Below are 17,039 nucleotides of genomic sequence, written 5' to 3'. Positions count from 1 at the left end.
CACAATGAATCGACAGCCTCATCTCCTCCGTTATCCTAGTAAAATCTCTCTATATTGCTCCACGAGCCGTTCCGCCTGCCGGACTTCTTCATCCGTGAACGAATGCAGCTGACCGATGGATGCCACGACCACGATTCCGCGCACGACCGAGCCCTCCGCGACGGGGAGAATGAGAATGCTGTCGATGCCGAACAGGAAGAATTCCTCGGCCGACCGGGGATCGTTCTTGACGTCCTGCACGTAGATCGGCCTCGGATTCCGGACGATCTCGCGGAGCAGCTGATCGTCCTCGACGAAGACCGGGCTGGCCGCGTGCACGCTCTTCCACTTCTCGTTGCCGAGATGATCCGTCTTGGTCTTGAGAACGGGACTTAATTTCCCCTCCTTGATCCGGTGGTACGCGATGTCCTGCACGTTCGTAATCCGTTCCAGCTGACCGAACAATTCCTGAAGCCGTTCCGTCAACGTCGATGTCACTCAACCAACCTCCTTCTCGCCGGCGTGCGAGCCGATCTCGCCGCTGAGCCGCTTCGCCTGCTCCCGCAGTTGGCGGGCGGACTCCAGCGAGTCCTCCATGATCGTCAGCTGCTCTTCCGCGCAGACGGCGATCTCCCGCGTGCCGGCCAGCGACACCTCGGTGATCGAGACGGTCTCCTGCACGGACACGAGAATCTGCTCCGCACTGGCGCTGACTTCCTCCGTCACGCTCGATACCTCCTGCACCTTGAACGATACCTGCTCCGTCAGCTCCACGATCTCCTGGAACGAGTGGCCCGCCACGTCGACGCATTCGTAGCCCGTTTGAATCTCGGCGGCGACCCGGTTCATCGCTTCCTTCGACTCCCGGGAGCTCTGACGGATATGGGCGACCGTCTTCGCGATGTCCTTGGCGGAGGATGTGGACTGATCCGCCAGCTTGCGAATCTCGTCGGCCACGACGGCGAAGCCGCGGCCGTATTCGCCCGCCCGCGCGGCTTCGATCGCCGCGTTCAGCGACAGCAGTTGAATCTGGCTGGCGATCTCCGCCATGATGACGGTGACGCGGTCGATCTCTTCGGTGCGGTGGTCCATCTGCGCGACGGCGGCCGTCGAAGCCGAAGCCGCTTCCGAGATGACCTGCATCTGCGCGACGGCCCGTTCGATCGACCGCAAGCCTTCGCCCGCCTTCTGCGCGACTTCGGCCGTCTCGTTCGCCAGCGCCAGGGAGGACTCCGCGATCTGCTCCATGCCCTTGCTCACTTCCGCGAGCATAAGCTGGTTCCCCCGCGCGCTCTCGGCGATCGATTCGCTTCCCGAGGCGATCTGCTTAATCGATTCGGAGATTCCGACAATAAGGTCCGTGCCGAACTCGATGTTGCCGGCCAATGATTCGGACGTGTTCGCCACGGTCCCGGACAACTCCGAGATACGGGTTATAAATTCCTTGTTCGGCCGCCCGTTCGCGGCGAGACTCTCGGATGATGGCGGCGCCGCGCCATGATGTCGATCGGTCGAGCCTGCCCCGCGGGGCGAATCGCCGGCCCGCCGGATCCATTTTCCCAAGAAGCCGTCTTTCCAACGCCTGTCCTTCACGTCATTCTCCTCCAGCATCTCGCATATTCGAACGCAACGCGTTTGCAGGCCGAACCGGCTAACGAGTCATTCGCCGGATCAGGGCGCGTCTCAATCGGCATCGTTCACCCTCTTTCGCGGTTCTGGCGTCGTTCGCAGGAGGCGGCGTCCCCGCGGACAACAAAAAAAGGGCCTTCGACGAACGAAGCCCTTGCTGCCCAAGAGGAGATCAAGCCCTGGAAGTTGGCAGCCCGGCGATCATAGTTGGTACCGTAGACCCGTGGCTTTGCGTCGCTGTCTTTCGACAGGTTTGCCGTTGCAACTTATGAAATTATGAGACGATAGGCGCCCAATGCGCTCCTGCCTATGACATTTATTGGTAGTTAAGTCCTAGGTTTTGATAGGTAAATGGATATTTTCTCGAAAAATAACGGCAAAAATAGTGAAAGCGTTATCAAAAGCTGGTATAATAAGAGTTTGCAAATAAGCATATCCGATGCGCCTTGGCAGCTCGGAGAAGTCGCGAGACCTGAGTCCTTCCGGACCGAGGTCTCTTTCTCTTTTTTTAGGCCGCTAACGTGCCGGGTCTCGTCATGCTATAATAGAGCTGCCGGTCGGTAAAAAATGTCAGGAAAGGGTGCGAATGACGAAAAAGAAAACGGGAAGATTCGCAAGAGTCGGACTGCTCGTATTCGCGATGGCATTGGCGTTCGCGGCGACCGCGTCGGCTGCCGGGGAGACCGAACCGAACAACTCGCTGGCGACGGCAAGTCCGACCTCCTTCGGCGAATACAACTGGGGAACCGTCAGCGGCAGCGACGTGAACGACTACTGGGTCATGACGAACGTGAGCTACGGGACTCGTACGTTAAACGGCAATTCCGGAACCGCGATGGAAGTGCGCGACGCTAGCGGCAATCTGCTGGCCTACAAGCCGGCCGGCACGTATAGCGTCTCCTTCTTCGGCGGCGGTACCCTGTATGTCGTGGCAAGCTTCTACAGCAGCACCGCTACGAGCTATTCTTTTAGCGTGAACTGATCGATTCCAGCTCCTGATCGACCCTGATTCTCCCGGCCGGCAAGCCTGACAAGGCACCCCCTGTTCGCTGCGGAAGCGGGCGAGGGGGTGTCTTGGCGAAGATTTGAACGAACGCCCACCGGTTCTACGAGAAGCGCGGCTATACGTTCACGAAGGACCAGAAAAATTTCATCAAAAAATTGGACTTGTAACTCTTAGCTACAGTTGCGTTGGGTTGCGTTGGGTGCTTGCATCTTATACAAAATGAAGTTATTATGGATTCATGATGTCTGTGATTATCGAAAGTCCATATCCGTCGCGAACGGAGAGGATCGGTTTTTTGACCAATTATAGATATCATATAGCTATAATATCTTTTGTAGATAAAACTCCTCACGGATATCGAAAGCGGCCGATGAAAGGAGGTGAGAAGGATGGCAGGACAACGGCAGCCCTCGAATGGCCTCAAACTCCAACACATAAACAGTTGAATGTCTCATGTGTAATTTTAGACATAATATATCCTTAATGTATTTAATTAGAAAGGATGATCCAGATGGCTATTCAACACGCGAAGGATTCTACTTTTAAAGAGATGGTGCAAACGGAAGGTGTAACCGTAGTGAATTTTTGGGCTTCTTGGTGCGGTCCGTGCAGAATGTTTGCACCTATTCTAGAGGAATTTGAAAGGGAAGCGGATGATTCCGTTAAAGTGGTCAAAGTTAATGTAGACGACAATCCGGTAACCTCTTCCCAATTTCAAATTATGAGCATACCGGCAACCGTTATATTCAAAGATGGACAGCCCCTGTATAAAGAAATCGGCATATTGCCGAAAGCGGCCTTGCAGCAGCTTGTTGCCTCCCAATAAATCACACTGCGGCGCGGAGGGGGAGATCCTTTTGAGTTATGATTGTGCCATTATCGGCGGAGGCCCGGCAGGACTGAATGCGGCACTGGTGCTTGGACGGGCCAGGCGCAGCGTTGCGTTATTCGATAACAGCCAGCCCCGAAATGCGGTTACGCATGCCTCCCATGGATTTATTACAAGAGACGGCGTGACGCCGGCCGAATTCAGGCGTATTGCCTATGAGGAGGTTCTGAGGTATCCATCCGTAGAACGTTTACCTTGGGAAGTAACCGAGATTCGCCGAACCGACAACGGGTTCGCCGTCGCGACGGCCGCCGGAAAACCGTTTGAAGCGCGCAAATTGCTGATCGCCACGGGACTTCGGGAGGTCTTCCCGGACATTCCCGGTTTGCGCGAATGTTATGGAACCAGTTTGTTCAATTGTCCCTACTGCGATGGCTGGGAGCTCCGGGATCAGCCGCTAATCGTCGTTTCCGAGAGCTCCGGAGTGTTTCATATGGCGAAGCTGCTCTATACCTGGAGTAAAGATCTTGTGATCTGCACGAACGGGCATGCTGTTCTGGACGCCGATCAGATACAGCTGCTGAAATCCAGAAACATCGAAGTGGTTGAACAAGCAGTAGCGAAGTTTATCGGGCACGAGGGGAAATTGCGGCAGGTGGAATTTGCGGATGGCACGCGGATCGAGAGAACGGGAGGATTCGTTACGCCGGAATGGAAACCGAAGGCGGCTTTTCAGGAATCGCTTGGTTATGAGGTGAATGAGCTTGGCGGTATCGCCACGAACGAGTGGGGCAAAAGCACGGTTCCAGGGGTGTATGCTGCCGGGGATGCGGCTTACGTAATGCCCTCTCAGTTGATTTATGCGGCAGCCGGCGGAAGCAAAGCGGCCATTGGCATCAATATGGAACTGACAGAAGAAGAATTCGCTTAACTCTAGCGGACATGTCCTTCTCTTTGGGAAAAAGTTTCTTGGAGAGAAGGGCATTTTTTTCAAAGGCAAGCGATTGGCTTGAAGGAACAGAACGGGCGAGAGGAGGGAAGCGGAATTGGATGTTCAATTCGGAACGCATAGATTCCATGCAACACTGGGCGTACTATTGCTGTTGGCCAAGCATGGAGGAACGTTGAGCAGCTCGGAAATGGCCAAAAATCTGCATGTACATGCCGTTTATTTGAGAAAAATCGTTTCCGAGTTGCTGAGGCTTGGACTCGTTGAAGCTAAGGAGGGCCGTGACGGAGGTTATAAGCTTAAACTTCCTTCAACGCAAATTTCACTGGCAGATGCCTATGAAGCAGCGAGAAGCGAGAAGGGAAGTCAAAACGAGATGGGGAACGGATGGCGCAGTCTTGAACAAGTTAAAACAGAGATCGACAGGTGTACAATCACATGCCTAAAGAAATACAGAATCTCCGATGTCATGATCGGTTGAGAAAAAAATACTGGACTATTCATTCCTGAAAAGATATACTGACCCTACGGATAAGGAGGAGGGGTTGCCATGGGACGGGTGAAGGAGTTCGACCGGGATCACGTTCTCCATCAGGCCATGCTGGTGTTCTGGAGGAAGGGCTACGAAGCGACGAGCATTCCGGATTTGCTCGCGGCCATGAAGCTGAGCCGGTCCAGCCTGTACGAGACCTTCACGGACAAAGAGACGTTATACGTGGAGGCCATCGAGCATTACAAGCGAACAAGGCAAAGCAAAAGAGACCTGCTGACGAACGCGAAATCCGCGAGAGAGGGGATTCGAGCCTACTTCGAGCGCCACATCGCCGCCGCCTTCGACGAAGCTCTGCCGGGAGGATGCCTGGTGACGAACGCGGCCACCGATATGGATTCGCCTGACGAACAGGTGCGGAAGTTAATTCAAGACAGATTCGAGAGTCTGGAGCGAGCTTTCTATGAGCTGCTCGAGAGAGGGCAGCAAACGGGAGAGATCGATTCCTCCAAAGACATCCGGTTTCTGGCGCTGCTGCTGCTGAACCTTAACCACAGCATCAATGTCGTCGCCAAGGTGAACAAGGACAAGGCGAGAATCGTCGACATGATGGAGAAGGTCATCGAGATGCTGTGACACGACGAAAGAAGCGGACGGGAGACGGCTAACGAATCAAACGACGCTATTTTGTTGAAAATGGGGATTTATCGAATCTAACGAATCCACGCGATCTTATTTAGGGCCATCAAGGGGAAAAAGGGGCTTCCGGAACAAAATAACGTTTCTACGATTCGTTAGAGTTTCGAAAATAGGCGTTTGACGCCAAATAGCGATTCCTGAGTCCGTTAGGGCTCGCACCGCCAAGGGGCGCCCATTTTTTTTGAGATTATCGGAACGATCGTTCCAATATGGCGGAATATCCGCCATCCCAAGAGGAGGAGCAACATGAACACGATCGCTATTGAAAATCGGAAAATCGAAAAGTCGATCCCGGCGTGGATCGTCCTCGTTCTCGCCGCCGCGTGCGGCCTGATCGCCGCGAATCTGTATTACGCCCAGCCCTTGATAGGGCCCATCAGCTCGGAGCTGGGGCTGTCTTCCGGAGCCGCCGGCCTGATCGTCACGCTCGCCCAGATCGGCTACGGCCTCGGATTGTTATTCCTCGTTCCGCTCGGAGACATTCTCGAGAACCGCAAGCTGGTCGTGACGCTGCTCATCGCGACGGCCGCCGTGCTCGCGGGGGCGGCGGCCGTCCATAGCGCGGCGCCGTTCCTCATCATCTCCTTGCTCATCGGTCTGGGATCGGTCGGGGCCCAGGTGCTCGTACCTTATGCCGCTCATCTGTCGCCGGACGCGACGCGCGGCCGCAACGTGGGGAACGTCATGAGCGGGCTGCTGCTCGGAATTATGCTGGCCCGTCCCGTCGCCAGCCTCATCGCGGAATATATGGGCTGGCGAGCCGTGTACTACTTGTCCTCGGCGGCGATTCTCGTGTTGGCTTTCGTTCTGGCCCGGGTGCTCCCGGCCAGGCAGCCGACGAACGCGACGCCCTATTCCGCGCTGATCGGCTCGATGCTGCGGCTGCTTCGCACGACGCCGATCCTTCAGCGCAGAGCGATCTACCACGCGTGCCTGTTCGGAACGTTCAGCTTGTTCTGGACGACGGTTCCGCTGCTGATGACCGGTCCGACCTTCCACTTCTCTCAGACCGAAGTCGCGATATTCGCGCTGGTCGGCGTGTCCGGCGCGGCGGCGGCGCCCGTGGCCGGCCGGCTCGCGGACCGGGGCTGGATTCGTCCCGGCACCGCGATTGCTCTTGCCCTGGCGCTCGTCTCCGTCGTCCTGCCGCTCCTCATCCAAGGCGGCTCGACCTTCGCGCTAATCGTCTTGGTCGTTGCGGCCATCCTGCTGGACATGGGGGTGTCGGCGAATCTGGTTCTCGGGCAGCGCGCGATTTTCTCCCTCGGCGCGGAGTACCGCAGCCGGCTTAACGGCTTGTTCATGGCCATCTTCTTCGCCGGAGGCGCGGTCGGCTCGGCGCTCGGAGGTTGGGCGTACGCGGCGGGCGGCTGGGAAGCGGCTCTATGGATCGGCATCGCCCTGCCGGCTCTCGCGTTGATTTATTTTGCGACGGAGAGACAGGCGTAACCTAAAGGCTTAACGCAAAGGCATAATCGCGCCCCATCCGCCTACCAATACGGTACTGGACAAAATCAAGGAGGCCACCAACACGGATATCGAGTTCTCCTAGTACCCCGACGCCTCCAAGGAAGAGCGCCTGAACACCGCCTTGGCTTCCGACTCGCTCGCCGATATCGTCACGCTGACGATCCTGGAGAATTCTTCGGTCCGCGAAGCGCTCAAGTCCGGCATGTTCTGGGAAGTGAGCCCTTACCTGGACGAGGTCCCGAACCTGGCGGCCATCCCGCAGGACATGCGCACCTCCGCGTCGATCGAAGGGAAGCTGTACGGCATCCCGTTCATGAAGGACGTCGCGCGCAACGGAGTCATCCTCTGCAAGGATTGGCTCGATAAGCTCGGACTGCCCGTGCCGAAGACGACGGACGATCTGTTCAACGTAGCGAAGGCGTTCACGGAACAGGATCCGGCGGTGAGCAACTGGCGGAAGTCGGGCGGCGACAAGATCGTCGCCGAATACGAAGCCGCGTACAAGGCGGTGAACGGCAGCAAGTAACGGCTCGAATCGCCGCGGCGGGCTTCTCTTTGCGAGAGATACCCAGGAAGGGGTCTTCGAGGCTTTAAGCGCCTTAATTTACGACACTTATTATCTTCTTTCTAGGCTGCCGATATGGATCGGCAGCCTGGCTCCGTTTATGAAGGTACACGTCTTCGGTAAAGGAAGTGTGTTGGAAAATATATAAAATTTGGCATATTCGAAGGGGTGTGCCGGGAAATGGAGGAGAAAATCTTCAAAACAAATAAATAAAAAAGGAGTATTGCTCTTTTTTGCGAACCTATGCTACTATACAGAAAAGAAAACGCAATCATCTCTAACGGGTTCGATTGAAGGGGACGCGCGATGAAGAAGGCGGCAATCGGGATCGATATCGGAGGCACCCATGTGAAGAGCGGCCTAATCGCCGCGGACGGAGAGATCCTGGAGCGGCAGTCGACGCCTACCGAGGCGTCCGGGGGCAAGCCGGGCTTGCTGCGCAAGCTGGCGGAGATCGTCCGGGGCTACGAGCGGATCGCGTCCGAACGGAAGCTTGCGCTGGCCGGCGTCGGAATCGGCACGGCCGGCTACGTGAACCTGCAAGGCGTCATCGGCAGCGCCACGGATAACCTGCCGGGCTGGCAGGGCACGTCGCTGCGCGAGGAGCTGGAGCTGACCGGAGATCTTCCGATCTACGTGGACAATGACGTGAATGCGCTTGCGCTCGGCGAATCGTGGCTGGGTGCGGGCCGCGGGCGGGACGGCTTCCTCTGTCTGGCGCTCGGAACCGGAATCGGCGGCTGCTTCATCGCGGGAGGCAGGCCTTACCGGGGAAGGAACGGGTATGCGGGCGCCTTCGGCCACCAGATCGTCTCGATGGGCGGGCAGCCTTGCACGTGCGGTCTTCGCGGCTGCTGGGAACAGTACGCGTCCGTCACGGCGCTTCGGCGGATGGCCGCCGAACAGGCCGCGGGCCGCGAGTGGTCGTCCTCCCCGGAGGAGCTGTTCGCGGCGGCGCGAAGCGGGGTCGAGGAAGCGGTCCGGATCGTCGACCGCTACGCGGAATGGATCGCGATCGGCACGGCGAACCTCATCCACGGCTTCAACCCGACGGCAGTCATTATCGGAGGGGCCGTGACGGCGCAGGGAGAGTTCCTGTTCGAGCGCGTCCGGAAGTACGTTCGGGGCCATACGCTGCATGGCTTCGCGGACGATCCGGTGCTGGAGATCGTACCCGCGGAGCTGGGCAACATGGCCGGCACGATCGGCGCGGCGAAGCTGGTGTGGGACGGAGTCGGAGCGGAGAATCACGGGTCCACGCTTGTGTGATATATGAGTTATAATAAATGACATCCAATCGACGATCTTGGCATCGTGAGGGACAGAAAAGGAGAATAATTCGTCTTTAAATCAGCGAAATGAAGATTTTTTCTCGCCAATACGTTACAATAACGTTACGCCGAGAAGGGATCGGGAAGGAGGTTGAGATTCAAAGGTGAGAATAACTGACGTCGAAGTCTATCCGCTGCGGCTGCCGATGAAGACGAGCTTCGCCATCTCGGGCGGCACGGTCGGCAGTCCGAACGAAGGCGCGCCGCATGTCTACGTCCGAGTCGTTACGGACGTCGGCGTCGAAGGCTGGGGCGAAGCGAGACCGAGCCACCGCTGGAGCTGCGAGACGTTGGAGACGGTGACGAGCACGATCGCGGGATATTTGAAGCCGGCGCTGCTCGGAGCGGAAGTCTCCGATCTCCAGACGATTCACGGCTTGATGAACAAGGAGATCAAGCCGGACTTAAGCGGCGGGCAGCCGATCGCCAAGGCCGCGGTCGACATGGCGCTGCACGACGCCATCGGCCGGGAGCGGGGGTGCCGGCTGCCGGAGCTGTGGTTCGCCGGGTTCCGTCCCGAGCTGAAGCTGTCCTATCTGATCAGTACGGCCAGCCCGGAGGAAGCCGGGCGGATGGCGTCCGACGCCGCGGCGAAGGGGTATCGCGGCCTCGACGTGAAGCTCGGACTCCGCCCGGACGCGGACCTCGACCTTCTGGAGGCGGTCAAGGCAGCGGCTCCGAACCTGTTCCTGCGGGCGGACGCGAACCAGGCCTACAATTTGCAGCAGGCCGCGAAGCTCGCGAGGGCGATGGAGCGGATCGGCGTCGACGTCTTCGAGCAGCCGCTCCGGGCGGACGATCTTCACGGACACGCCCAATTGCGGAGGAAGACGGACATTCCGATCGCGCTCGACGAGAGCATCTGGACGACGGGCAACCTGATGCAGGCGATCCGAGCCGAAGCGTGCGATACGGTCGTCGTCAAGGTGACGAAGATGGGCGGGCTGACGGGCGCGAGACGCTGCGGAGAGCTGGCGAGGGAAGCGGGGCTCGGCCTGCTGGGCGGAGGCTTGACGGAGTCGAGGCTGGCGCTGGCCGCGAGCGCGCATCTGTTCCGCTATTTGCGAATCGAGGACCCGGTCGATTTGAACGGTCCTCTCTTCCTGGCGGACGATCCGGTAGCCTCGGGACCTCGGATCGACGAAGGGGACGTCGTCCTTCCGGATCGGCCCGGCATCGGCTGCGAGATCTCCGCGGAGAAGCTGGAGCTTTACGGCTGTCGGTCGAACGTCTAACCATCGATGTGGAGACATCGAAGTCTCGTTCTTGGATTCAATCCGAATCGCAGGGTTCCTTCCGGTTCATAGGCCCCGTCCGTTCTGTAACGAATTCAGGAGACGCTATTTAGCGTTATAAAGCCCCTTTTGAAACTCTAACGAACTCCAGCGATCTTATTCGGGTCCACCCGGGGCGAAAACGGGCTTCCGGCACGAAATAGCGTCGCCTCGATTCGTTAGCCGTCGCTAGCCGCCTCCCCCAATCGAAACGGGGACCTGGCAATATAAGAAAGCTCGACGCGGCACGATCTCCGCAAAGAGAAGCGACCCGGAGCCCGGATAACCAATCCGTATATGCGAAGGGGGCGTCGTCCTTTTTTTTTAACGCATAAGGAGAAAAAATCCATTATAGTCCATTGGGATAGGCAGAATATTTCTTCCTGGCCCCAAGGAGATTCCGTCGGGGAGGTGGTCGGAAGCCCGTTCGCGCAACAAGGAACGTTCGCTTGGCCGGCTTAGCATTCACCAACCATAAGATCGAGATTAAGGGAGGAGTCAAGCATGACCATGTTCAACCGCAAATCGATGGCATTAGCAGGCACGACCGTACTTACTCTATCTCTTCTGGCAGGCTGCGGGTCCAACAATAATAATGGAGGAAGCGCCAGCCCGAGCTCCGGATCGAGCTCCGGAGCGAGCCCGAGCGCTTCGTCGCAGGCGAGCGAGAGCGCGAAGCCGAAGGACAAGGTAGAGATCTCCTTCTGGACGACGTATACGGACCAGGATGCCGGCCCGATCACGAAGCTGGTCGACCAGTTCAACAAGACGAACGACCATATTACGGTCAAGATGCTGGGCAACCAGGATCCGACGAAGCAGCTGACGGCGATCTCCGGCGGAGCCGCGCCCGACATCCTGCTGACCTACTGGAACAACATCGGTCCCTGGGCCGACGCCGGCGCCGTGCTCGACCTGTCGGATTACATCTCCAAATCCGGCTTCGACGTCGGCACCGTCATTCCCGCCGCGATGGAACGGATGAAGATCAACGACAAATATTACGCGATGCCGTTCACGATGAGCATGGCCAGCTCGCTCATGTACAACAAGAAGGACTTCGCGGACGCCGGCTTGACCAAGCCGCCGGAGACGCTGGAGGAGCTGTTCGACTACGCGAAGCAGCTGACGAAGAAGGACGCGAACGGCAACATTACGCAGATCGGCTTCATTCCGGATTTTCCGTGGATCGACAACGTCTTCTGGCCGGTCATCTTCGGCGGCTCCTGGATCGACGCGAACGGCAAGGTGACGCCGAACGCGGAGCCGAACGTCAAGTCGATCGCTTACCAGCGTTCCTTCTACGAAGAATTCGGCCAGAGCCAGATCGACAAGTTCAAGTCCGGCATGGGCAAGCGCGGCACGCCGCAGGACCCGCTGCTGACGGGACAGCTGGCCATGTTCATCGGCTGGGAATACCACTTCATGCCGGAGCGGGGCGAGGACGGCCCGATCGGCGTCGCGCCGTTCCCGTACCCGGCCGATCATCCCGAGCTGAAGGGCTCCGGCATGGTCAGCCCGCGCGCGGTGTTCATTCCGCAGAAGGCGAAGCACCAGGACGAAGCTTGGGAGTTCATGCAATACCTGATGCAGGCGGACACCCAGGTCCAGTATTCGCTCGATGCGCACGTCATCCCGACCATTACCTCGGCGCTTGACGACGAACGCCTGAAGGTCGAAGAGAACAAGACGATGTGGGAATTCTACGAGCGCGCCAAGAGCGCGAACCTGAACGGCTTCCCGAACAGCGCCTATATCAACGAATACCTGCAAGCTCTCACCGAAGAGACGGAGAAGGCGATCAAGGGCACGCTGTCGCCGCAGGAAGCGATGGATAACGTCGCCAAGAAGATTCAACCGCTGGCCGACGGCAAATAAGCGATAGCGCAAGGGGCGGACCGCGGCCAAGCGGTCCGCTTGCGACTTGGGCGAGAGGAGGCGGGACGATGGCTAGAGCCGGCGGCAACGCGGTCGGGATCCGCAGGAGAGAACGCAAAATTCTGCTGAAGGGACTTCTGTTCACGAGTCCGTGGATTATCGGTTTTCTGATTTTCCAACTGTATCCGATCGTGACTTCCTTCTATTATAGCTTGACGGAATACAATCTGTTCAAAGCCCCGAAGTGGGTCGGGCTGGACAACTACAAGGCGCTCTTCCAGGACGAGAAATTCTACAAGTCGATGTACAACACCCTCTACATTACGATAGTCGGCGTCGTGCCGCATATGGCATACGCTTTGGCGATGGCCCTGCTGCTGAACGCGAAGGTGAAGGGCCAGAGCATATACCGCACCATCTATTTCTTGCCTACGCTCGTACCGGCCGTGGCGGGGTCGCTGCTGTGGATGTGGCTGCTCAACTCCCAATACGGCCTGATCAATATGGCTCTCGAAGCGATCGGCATCGCGGGGCCGAACTGGCTCATCGATCCGGACTGGACGAAGCCTTCGCTCGTGCTGATGGGCTTCTGGGGGACGGGGACGATTACGGTTATGTATCTGGCGGCGCTGCAGGACGTGCCCAAGATGTTCTACGAAGCGGCGGAGATCGACGGGGCGAGCAAATGGAGGCAGTTCTGGACGATCACGTTCCCTTCCATCTCCCCGATGACGCTGTTCCAGCTCATCATGATGCTCATCTCTTCGTTCCAGTATTTCACCGAGGGCATGGTGTTCGCCGAAGCGACGCAATCGATGGGCGGGCCCGAGAATTCGCTGTTGTTCTACTCGATCTATCTTTACCAGCAAGCCTTCTCGTTCCTGAACATGGGGTACGCGTCCGCGATGGCGTGGATGCTCTTCCTGGTCGTCATGGCGTTCGCCCTCGTCATCTTCAAGACTTCCGCGCGCTGGGTCTACTACGGGGGTGACAAGTGATGGCCGAACAATCGATATCCGCGGATCGCCTGGCGACGAAGACGTTCAAGAAGAAGCGGACGGGGAGGAGCATCGCGAAATCCTTGTCCAAGCACTTGATTCTATGCGTGGCGGGCGTGTTCTTCCTCGGGCCGTTCGCCTACCTGCTGCTGACGTCGGTGAAGAGCATCGACGACATCTTCGCGGTGCCGTTCGTCTGGTGGCCCGAGCGCTTCTATTGGGAGAACTACTCGAACGCGGTCCATGCGATTCCTTTTCTCCGCTATACGCTCAACACGTTGTTCGTGTCGCTGCTCAGCGTGCTCGGCGAGCTGATCGCCGCTCCCTTGACCGCCTACGGGCTGGCGAGAATTCCCTTCAAGGGGCGGAACGCGCTGTTCATGATCATGATGGGGACGATCATGCTGCCGGCGCAGTCCACGATGGTGCCGCTGTACGTGCTGTACAACAAGCTGGACATGGTCAATTCGTACTGGCCGTTGATTTTGCCCGCCTATTTCGGGGCCGCTTATTATATCTTCCTGCTTCGCCAGTTTTTCATGGGCATTCCGCACGAGATTACCGAATCCGCCAAGATCGACGGGGCGTCCGAGTTCCGCATCTACTCGCAGATGATTCTGCCGCTCTCGATTCCGGCTCTGTTCACCGTCGGCTTGCTCGTCTTCCTGAACTCGTGGAAGGACTACCAGCTGCCGCTCATCTACTTGAACGATCCGAACAAGTGGACGCTGTCCGTCGGTCTGAAGGCGTTCATCGGCGAATACAACGTCGAATGGGGCATGCTGATGGCCGCCGCCGCGCTGTTCGCGATTCCGATCATCATCCTGTACTTCTTCGTGCAGAAGGTGTTCATTCAAGGCATCACGATGACGGGCTCCAAGTAACGGATAGATAAAGGAAGATAGACGGCTGAAAAAAACGAGATGATACGACCGGAAGCTGAAGGACGATTGGCAATAGCGGATAAACGGGATGAAGGATGAAGGACGATTGGAGAGTGAGAGAATGAGCCGCACGACGGATTCGCGCGAATTCCTGGAGTCGATCGCCCCGCGGGTCGTCGCCGGGATCAAGCCTTACTTCGACGGGCTGCTGAGGAGCGACCCCGAGACGGGGGCGCCGTTCCTGTACGACGACGAGCTGGGCGATCGGGCCAGCTGCTGCACGACGGCCGCCGCCGCCGTCTTCTACGCCTGGGAAGGGCGGCGAAGCGCTGCGCTGGGGAGCGGCGCTTCCGAGCCGTCCCTGGCGATCGCGAGGGCGCTCGCCGAGGAAGTGCGGCGGCGCCAGCTTCCGGGCGGCGGCTTCGGCCAGCCCTTCTACGTCAAGAAGGGCGAGCCGGACGTCGTCGACATCGCCGAGGTAGGCGCGACCGCCGACAGCCTGTACCATCTGCACCGGGTCGCGGGCAGCGAGGCGGCCCGGGAGAGCCTGATCCGCTCGGCGGACTACCTGTTGACGCAGGTGTCGCCGCGGAACCCGGCCGTCATTCTGAAGCGTCCGGGCGAAGACTTCGACGTGCTGAACGGCGACATGTACGCCGCCCATACGTTCGCCAGAGCGTACGAGCTGACGGGCAGGCCGGACTATCTGGACAAGGCGAAGCTTATTCTCGCCCATCTGGCCGATCGCTTCGGCCGCCACGAGGCGGGCTGGTGGCCCTATATCGAGAATTGGGACGGCTCCGTCGTCATGGGCAACAGCGTCGCCTACCAGGCCACCATTATCGAACTGGCGCACTCGTCGCTGCCGCTGCTGGACGAGGCGCAGCGCGAACGGTGGAACGCCGTCGCCGAGGACGCGATGGCGACGATGCTCGCAGCGATGAAGGAGCCTCCGTCGGACGCGACGGAAGCGCCTTGGTGGGCGCGGGACTGGAGCCAGAGCGGGGAGATTACGCTGGCCTGCTGGCGCAGCTCCGATCCCGACACGAAGCGGATCGGCATGAGCCGCTTGGCCGGGTTGGCGGACCGGCTGGCCGAGGAAGGCATCGCGGCGTTCAAGCCGGCCATTGCGAACGACGTGCCGGACCGGTCGCCGGTGACGACGACGTTCCGCAAGGCGGCCGGCTTCGCCGGAATGATCGCGAATCTCGCGCTGGCTTCCGAGGTCTGAATCGGTAGATCCCGGCAAGCGGCACGCAGCGCAAGAAACGCAGAATACAAGCTTAAGAGCAAGGAGGGGAGGAACCTGCTAATGGCCATTCAGCCGCTGACAACCCAAGGCTTAATCGTATCTTGCCAGGCAGCGCCGGAGGATCCTCTTTACGGACCGGAATTCATGGTCCGCATGGCCCTCGCGGCCGAACAGGGCGGAGCGATCGGCATCCGCTGCAACGGCCGCGACGATATCGAGGCGATCAAGCGGGCCGTGAGCTTGCCGGTGATCGGCTTGATCAAGCGCGAGATCGCCGGGTCGGACATCTACATTACGCCCGAGCTCGAGGACGTTCGGGCGATTCTGGAGGCGGGGGCCGATATCGTCGCCCTCGACCTGACGAACCGCGAAGACCGCTATACGAAGGGCAAGGCGCTGATCGATTACGTTCATAAGGCCGGCTCCCGCGTGATGGCGGACATCTCGACGGCGGAGGAGGCGCTCCAGGCGGAGCGGATGGGCGTCGATTACGTCTCGACGACGCTGTCGGGCTATACGCCGTACAGTCCGCAGCAGGAAGGCCCGGATCTGGAACTGATCGCCAGCCTCCGGGGCAAGCTGAGCGTCCCTCTCGTCGCGGAGGGAAGAATCTGGAGCGCGGAAGAGGCGGTGGCGGCGCTCGCCGGCGGGGCCGATTACGTGGTCGTCGGCACCGCGATTACGCGGCCGCAGCTCGTGACGCAGCGGTTCGTGAACAAGATCGCCGATTTTCTAAGCCAAACCCAAACCCAGGCCCGATTGATCGAGAACAAAGGAGGATAAGGTCGTGAGACAAATCGTCGTGAAGCGGCATGCCGCCGTCCTGGAGGAGGCGGAGCCGCCCGTATTGACGGAGGAGAACCCGTACCGGGTGCTGGTCCAGGTGCGCTACTCCTCCATCAGCCCCGGCACGGAGCTGAACCTGATCCACAACATGGAGGTGCCGGACGGCTTCAAGCTGGGCTACAGCGCGTCCGGGGAAGTCGTCGCCGTCGGCTCCAAGGTGACGGATCTGAAGCCCGGCGACTTCGTCGCCTGCTACGGCGGCCCGTACGTCTACCACGCCGAGCGGCTGTCCGTGCCGAGGCAGCTGTGCGTGAAGCTGTCCTCGGACCGATGGCTGCGCGAAGCCGCGCTCGTCGGCCTCGGCTCGGTCGCGATCCACAGCGTGCGCCGCATCGGCCTGCAGTTCGGCGAGACGGTCTGGGTCGTCGGGCTCGGGCTGCTGGGCCAGCTGATCGTGCAGTTCTGCAAGCAGGCGAACTACCGCGTGCTGGCGACGGACATGGACCCGGCGCGCGTGGAGATGGCGCGGTCGTTCGGCGTCGAGGCGTACCTCGCGAACGACGAGCGGCTGGACGAGCATATCGGCCGGTTCACGGAGGGCCACGGATTCGACGGCATCGCGCTGGTCGCGCATTCGCACAGCTCGAAGATCATCGAGACGAGCATGGAGAAGCTCGCCTTCCGCGGGAAGTTCGTGCTCGTCGGCAACGTTCCGATCGAATTCCCCCGCGAGCTGTTCTTCCAGAAGGAGGCCGACTTCGTCATCGCGCGGGCCGCGGGGCCGGGCCGTTACGACGAGTTGTACGAGGACGGCAACGTCGACTATCCGAAGGCGTACGTCCGCTGGACGGAGGGTCGCAACATGGCCGAATACGTGCGCCAGATGGAGGAAGGTCTCACGAAGATCGCCCCGCTGTATACGCAGGAGTATTCGATCGCCGACGCTCCCGAAGCGTACGTGGCCATGCACCGGGATATCGGGAAGACGCTCGGCGTGCTGCTTCGCTATGATTGAACCTG

Annotated in this window: 16 protein-coding genes, 1 pseudogene and 1 riboswitch; of the genes and pseudogenes, 15 read left to right on the top strand and 2 right to left on the bottom strand. The window is 59.2% G+C overall.

Annotated elements, in window-relative coordinates:
- Positions 1 to 30 precede the first annotated feature (30 nt).
- On the bottom strand, positions 31 to 477 hold the full coding sequence (locus tag H7B90_RS30545; protein ID WP_246578931.1) for a GAF domain-containing protein: 447 nt from the start codon (positions 475 to 477) through the stop codon (positions 31 to 33).
- Positions 478 to 1,386: a methyl-accepting chemotaxis protein gene (locus H7B90_RS30540; protein WP_185139686.1), complete on the bottom strand. Its 909-nt coding sequence runs from the start codon at positions 1,384 to 1,386 to the stop codon at positions 478 to 480. It abuts the gene before it with no gap.
- A 407-nt stretch (positions 1,387 to 1,793) separates the two neighbouring features.
- Positions 1,794 to 1,876, bottom strand: a riboswitch (cyclic di-GMP riboswitch).
- Between the two features lie 318 nt (positions 1,877 to 2,194).
- On the opposite strand from H7B90_RS30540, the gene H7B90_RS30535 reads away from it, so the two are divergent.
- From H7B90_RS30535 to H7B90_RS30465, 15 genes and pseudogenes are all read left to right on the top strand, one after another.
- Positions 2,195 to 2,590 (top strand): hypothetical protein, encoded by a 396-nt coding sequence (locus tag H7B90_RS30535; RefSeq protein WP_185139685.1) that lies wholly within the window; start codon positions 2,195 to 2,197, stop codon positions 2,588 to 2,590.
- Positions 2,591 to 3,125: 535 nt separating this feature from the next.
- Positions 3,126 to 3,440 carry a thioredoxin gene (gene trxA / locus H7B90_RS30530; RefSeq protein WP_185139684.1) on the top strand — a complete coding sequence of 105 codons (315 nt, stop codon included), beginning with the start codon at positions 3,126 to 3,128 and terminating at the stop codon, positions 3,438 to 3,440.
- A gap of 31 nt (positions 3,441 to 3,471) precedes the next feature.
- Complete coding sequence (locus H7B90_RS30525; protein WP_185139683.1) at positions 3,472 to 4,374, top strand: NAD(P)/FAD-dependent oxidoreductase; 903 nt, start codon at positions 3,472 to 3,474, stop codon at positions 4,372 to 4,374.
- A gap of 115 nt (positions 4,375 to 4,489) precedes the next feature.
- A complete protein-coding gene (locus tag H7B90_RS30520; RefSeq protein WP_185139682.1) occupies positions 4,490 to 4,873 on the top strand; it encodes an RrF2 family transcriptional regulator in 384 nt (127 codons plus the stop codon).
- 69 nt (positions 4,874 to 4,942) lie between these two features.
- The gene (locus tag H7B90_RS30515; protein WP_185139681.1) at positions 4,943 to 5,518 is read left to right on the top strand and encodes a TetR/AcrR family transcriptional regulator; all 576 of its coding nucleotides are present in this window, start codon (positions 4,943 to 4,945) and stop codon (positions 5,516 to 5,518) included.
- A gap of 309 nt (positions 5,519 to 5,827) precedes the next feature.
- Positions 5,828 to 7,030, top strand: coding sequence for an MFS transporter (locus tag H7B90_RS30510; RefSeq protein ID WP_185139680.1), 1,203 nt, complete (start codon positions 5,828 to 5,830; stop codon positions 7,028 to 7,030).
- Positions 7,031 to 7,067: 37 nt separating this feature from the next.
- Positions 7,068 to 7,577: pseudogene (locus tag H7B90_RS30505) on the top strand (extracellular solute-binding protein); the annotation flags it as partial.
- 345 nt (positions 7,578 to 7,922) lie between these two features.
- The gene (locus H7B90_RS30500; protein WP_185139679.1) at positions 7,923 to 8,885 is read left to right on the top strand and encodes an ROK family protein; all 963 of its coding nucleotides are present in this window, start codon (positions 7,923 to 7,925) and stop codon (positions 8,883 to 8,885) included.
- A gap of 166 nt (positions 8,886 to 9,051) precedes the next feature.
- Complete coding sequence (locus H7B90_RS30495) at positions 9,052 to 10,182, top strand: mandelate racemase/muconate lactonizing enzyme family protein (protein ID WP_246578930.1); 1,131 nt, start codon at positions 9,052 to 9,054, stop codon at positions 10,180 to 10,182.
- Between the two features lie 543 nt (positions 10,183 to 10,725).
- Positions 10,726 to 12,099 carry an ABC transporter substrate-binding protein gene (locus H7B90_RS30490; RefSeq protein WP_373316007.1) on the top strand — a complete coding sequence of 458 codons (1,374 nt, stop codon included), beginning with the start codon at positions 10,726 to 10,728 and terminating at the stop codon, positions 12,097 to 12,099.
- A gap of 68 nt (positions 12,100 to 12,167) precedes the next feature.
- Entirely contained in the window at positions 12,168 to 13,097 is a 930-nt protein-coding gene (locus H7B90_RS30485) for a carbohydrate ABC transporter permease (protein WP_185139678.1), read from the top strand.
- Positions 13,097 to 13,981 carry a carbohydrate ABC transporter permease gene (locus tag H7B90_RS30480; protein WP_185139677.1) on the top strand — a complete coding sequence of 295 codons (885 nt, stop codon included), beginning with the start codon at positions 13,097 to 13,099 and terminating at the stop codon, positions 13,979 to 13,981. Before H7B90_RS30485 ends, H7B90_RS30480 begins: the two co-directional genes overlap by 1 nt.
- 121 nt (positions 13,982 to 14,102) lie before the next feature.
- The gene (locus H7B90_RS30475) at positions 14,103 to 15,212 is read left to right on the top strand and encodes a hypothetical protein (protein ID WP_246578928.1); all 1,110 of its coding nucleotides are present in this window, start codon (positions 14,103 to 14,105) and stop codon (positions 15,210 to 15,212) included.
- Between the two features lie 81 nt (positions 15,213 to 15,293).
- On the top strand, positions 15,294 to 16,016 hold the full coding sequence (locus H7B90_RS30470; RefSeq protein WP_185139676.1) for an N-acetylmannosamine-6-phosphate 2-epimerase: 723 nt from the start codon (positions 15,294 to 15,296) through the stop codon (positions 16,014 to 16,016).
- A 4-nt stretch (positions 16,017 to 16,020) separates the two neighbouring features.
- A complete protein-coding gene (locus H7B90_RS30465) occupies positions 16,021 to 17,034 on the top strand; it encodes a zinc-dependent alcohol dehydrogenase (protein ID WP_185139675.1) in 1,014 nt (337 codons plus the stop codon).
- Positions 17,035 to 17,039 lie beyond the last annotated feature (5 nt).

The sequence above is a fragment of the Cohnella xylanilytica genome, from assembly GCF_014212175.1.
GTDB lineage: Bacteria > Bacillota > Bacilli > Paenibacillales > Paenibacillaceae > Cohnella > Cohnella xylanilytica.
This window is presented reverse-complemented; position numbering and strand designations above follow the sequence as displayed.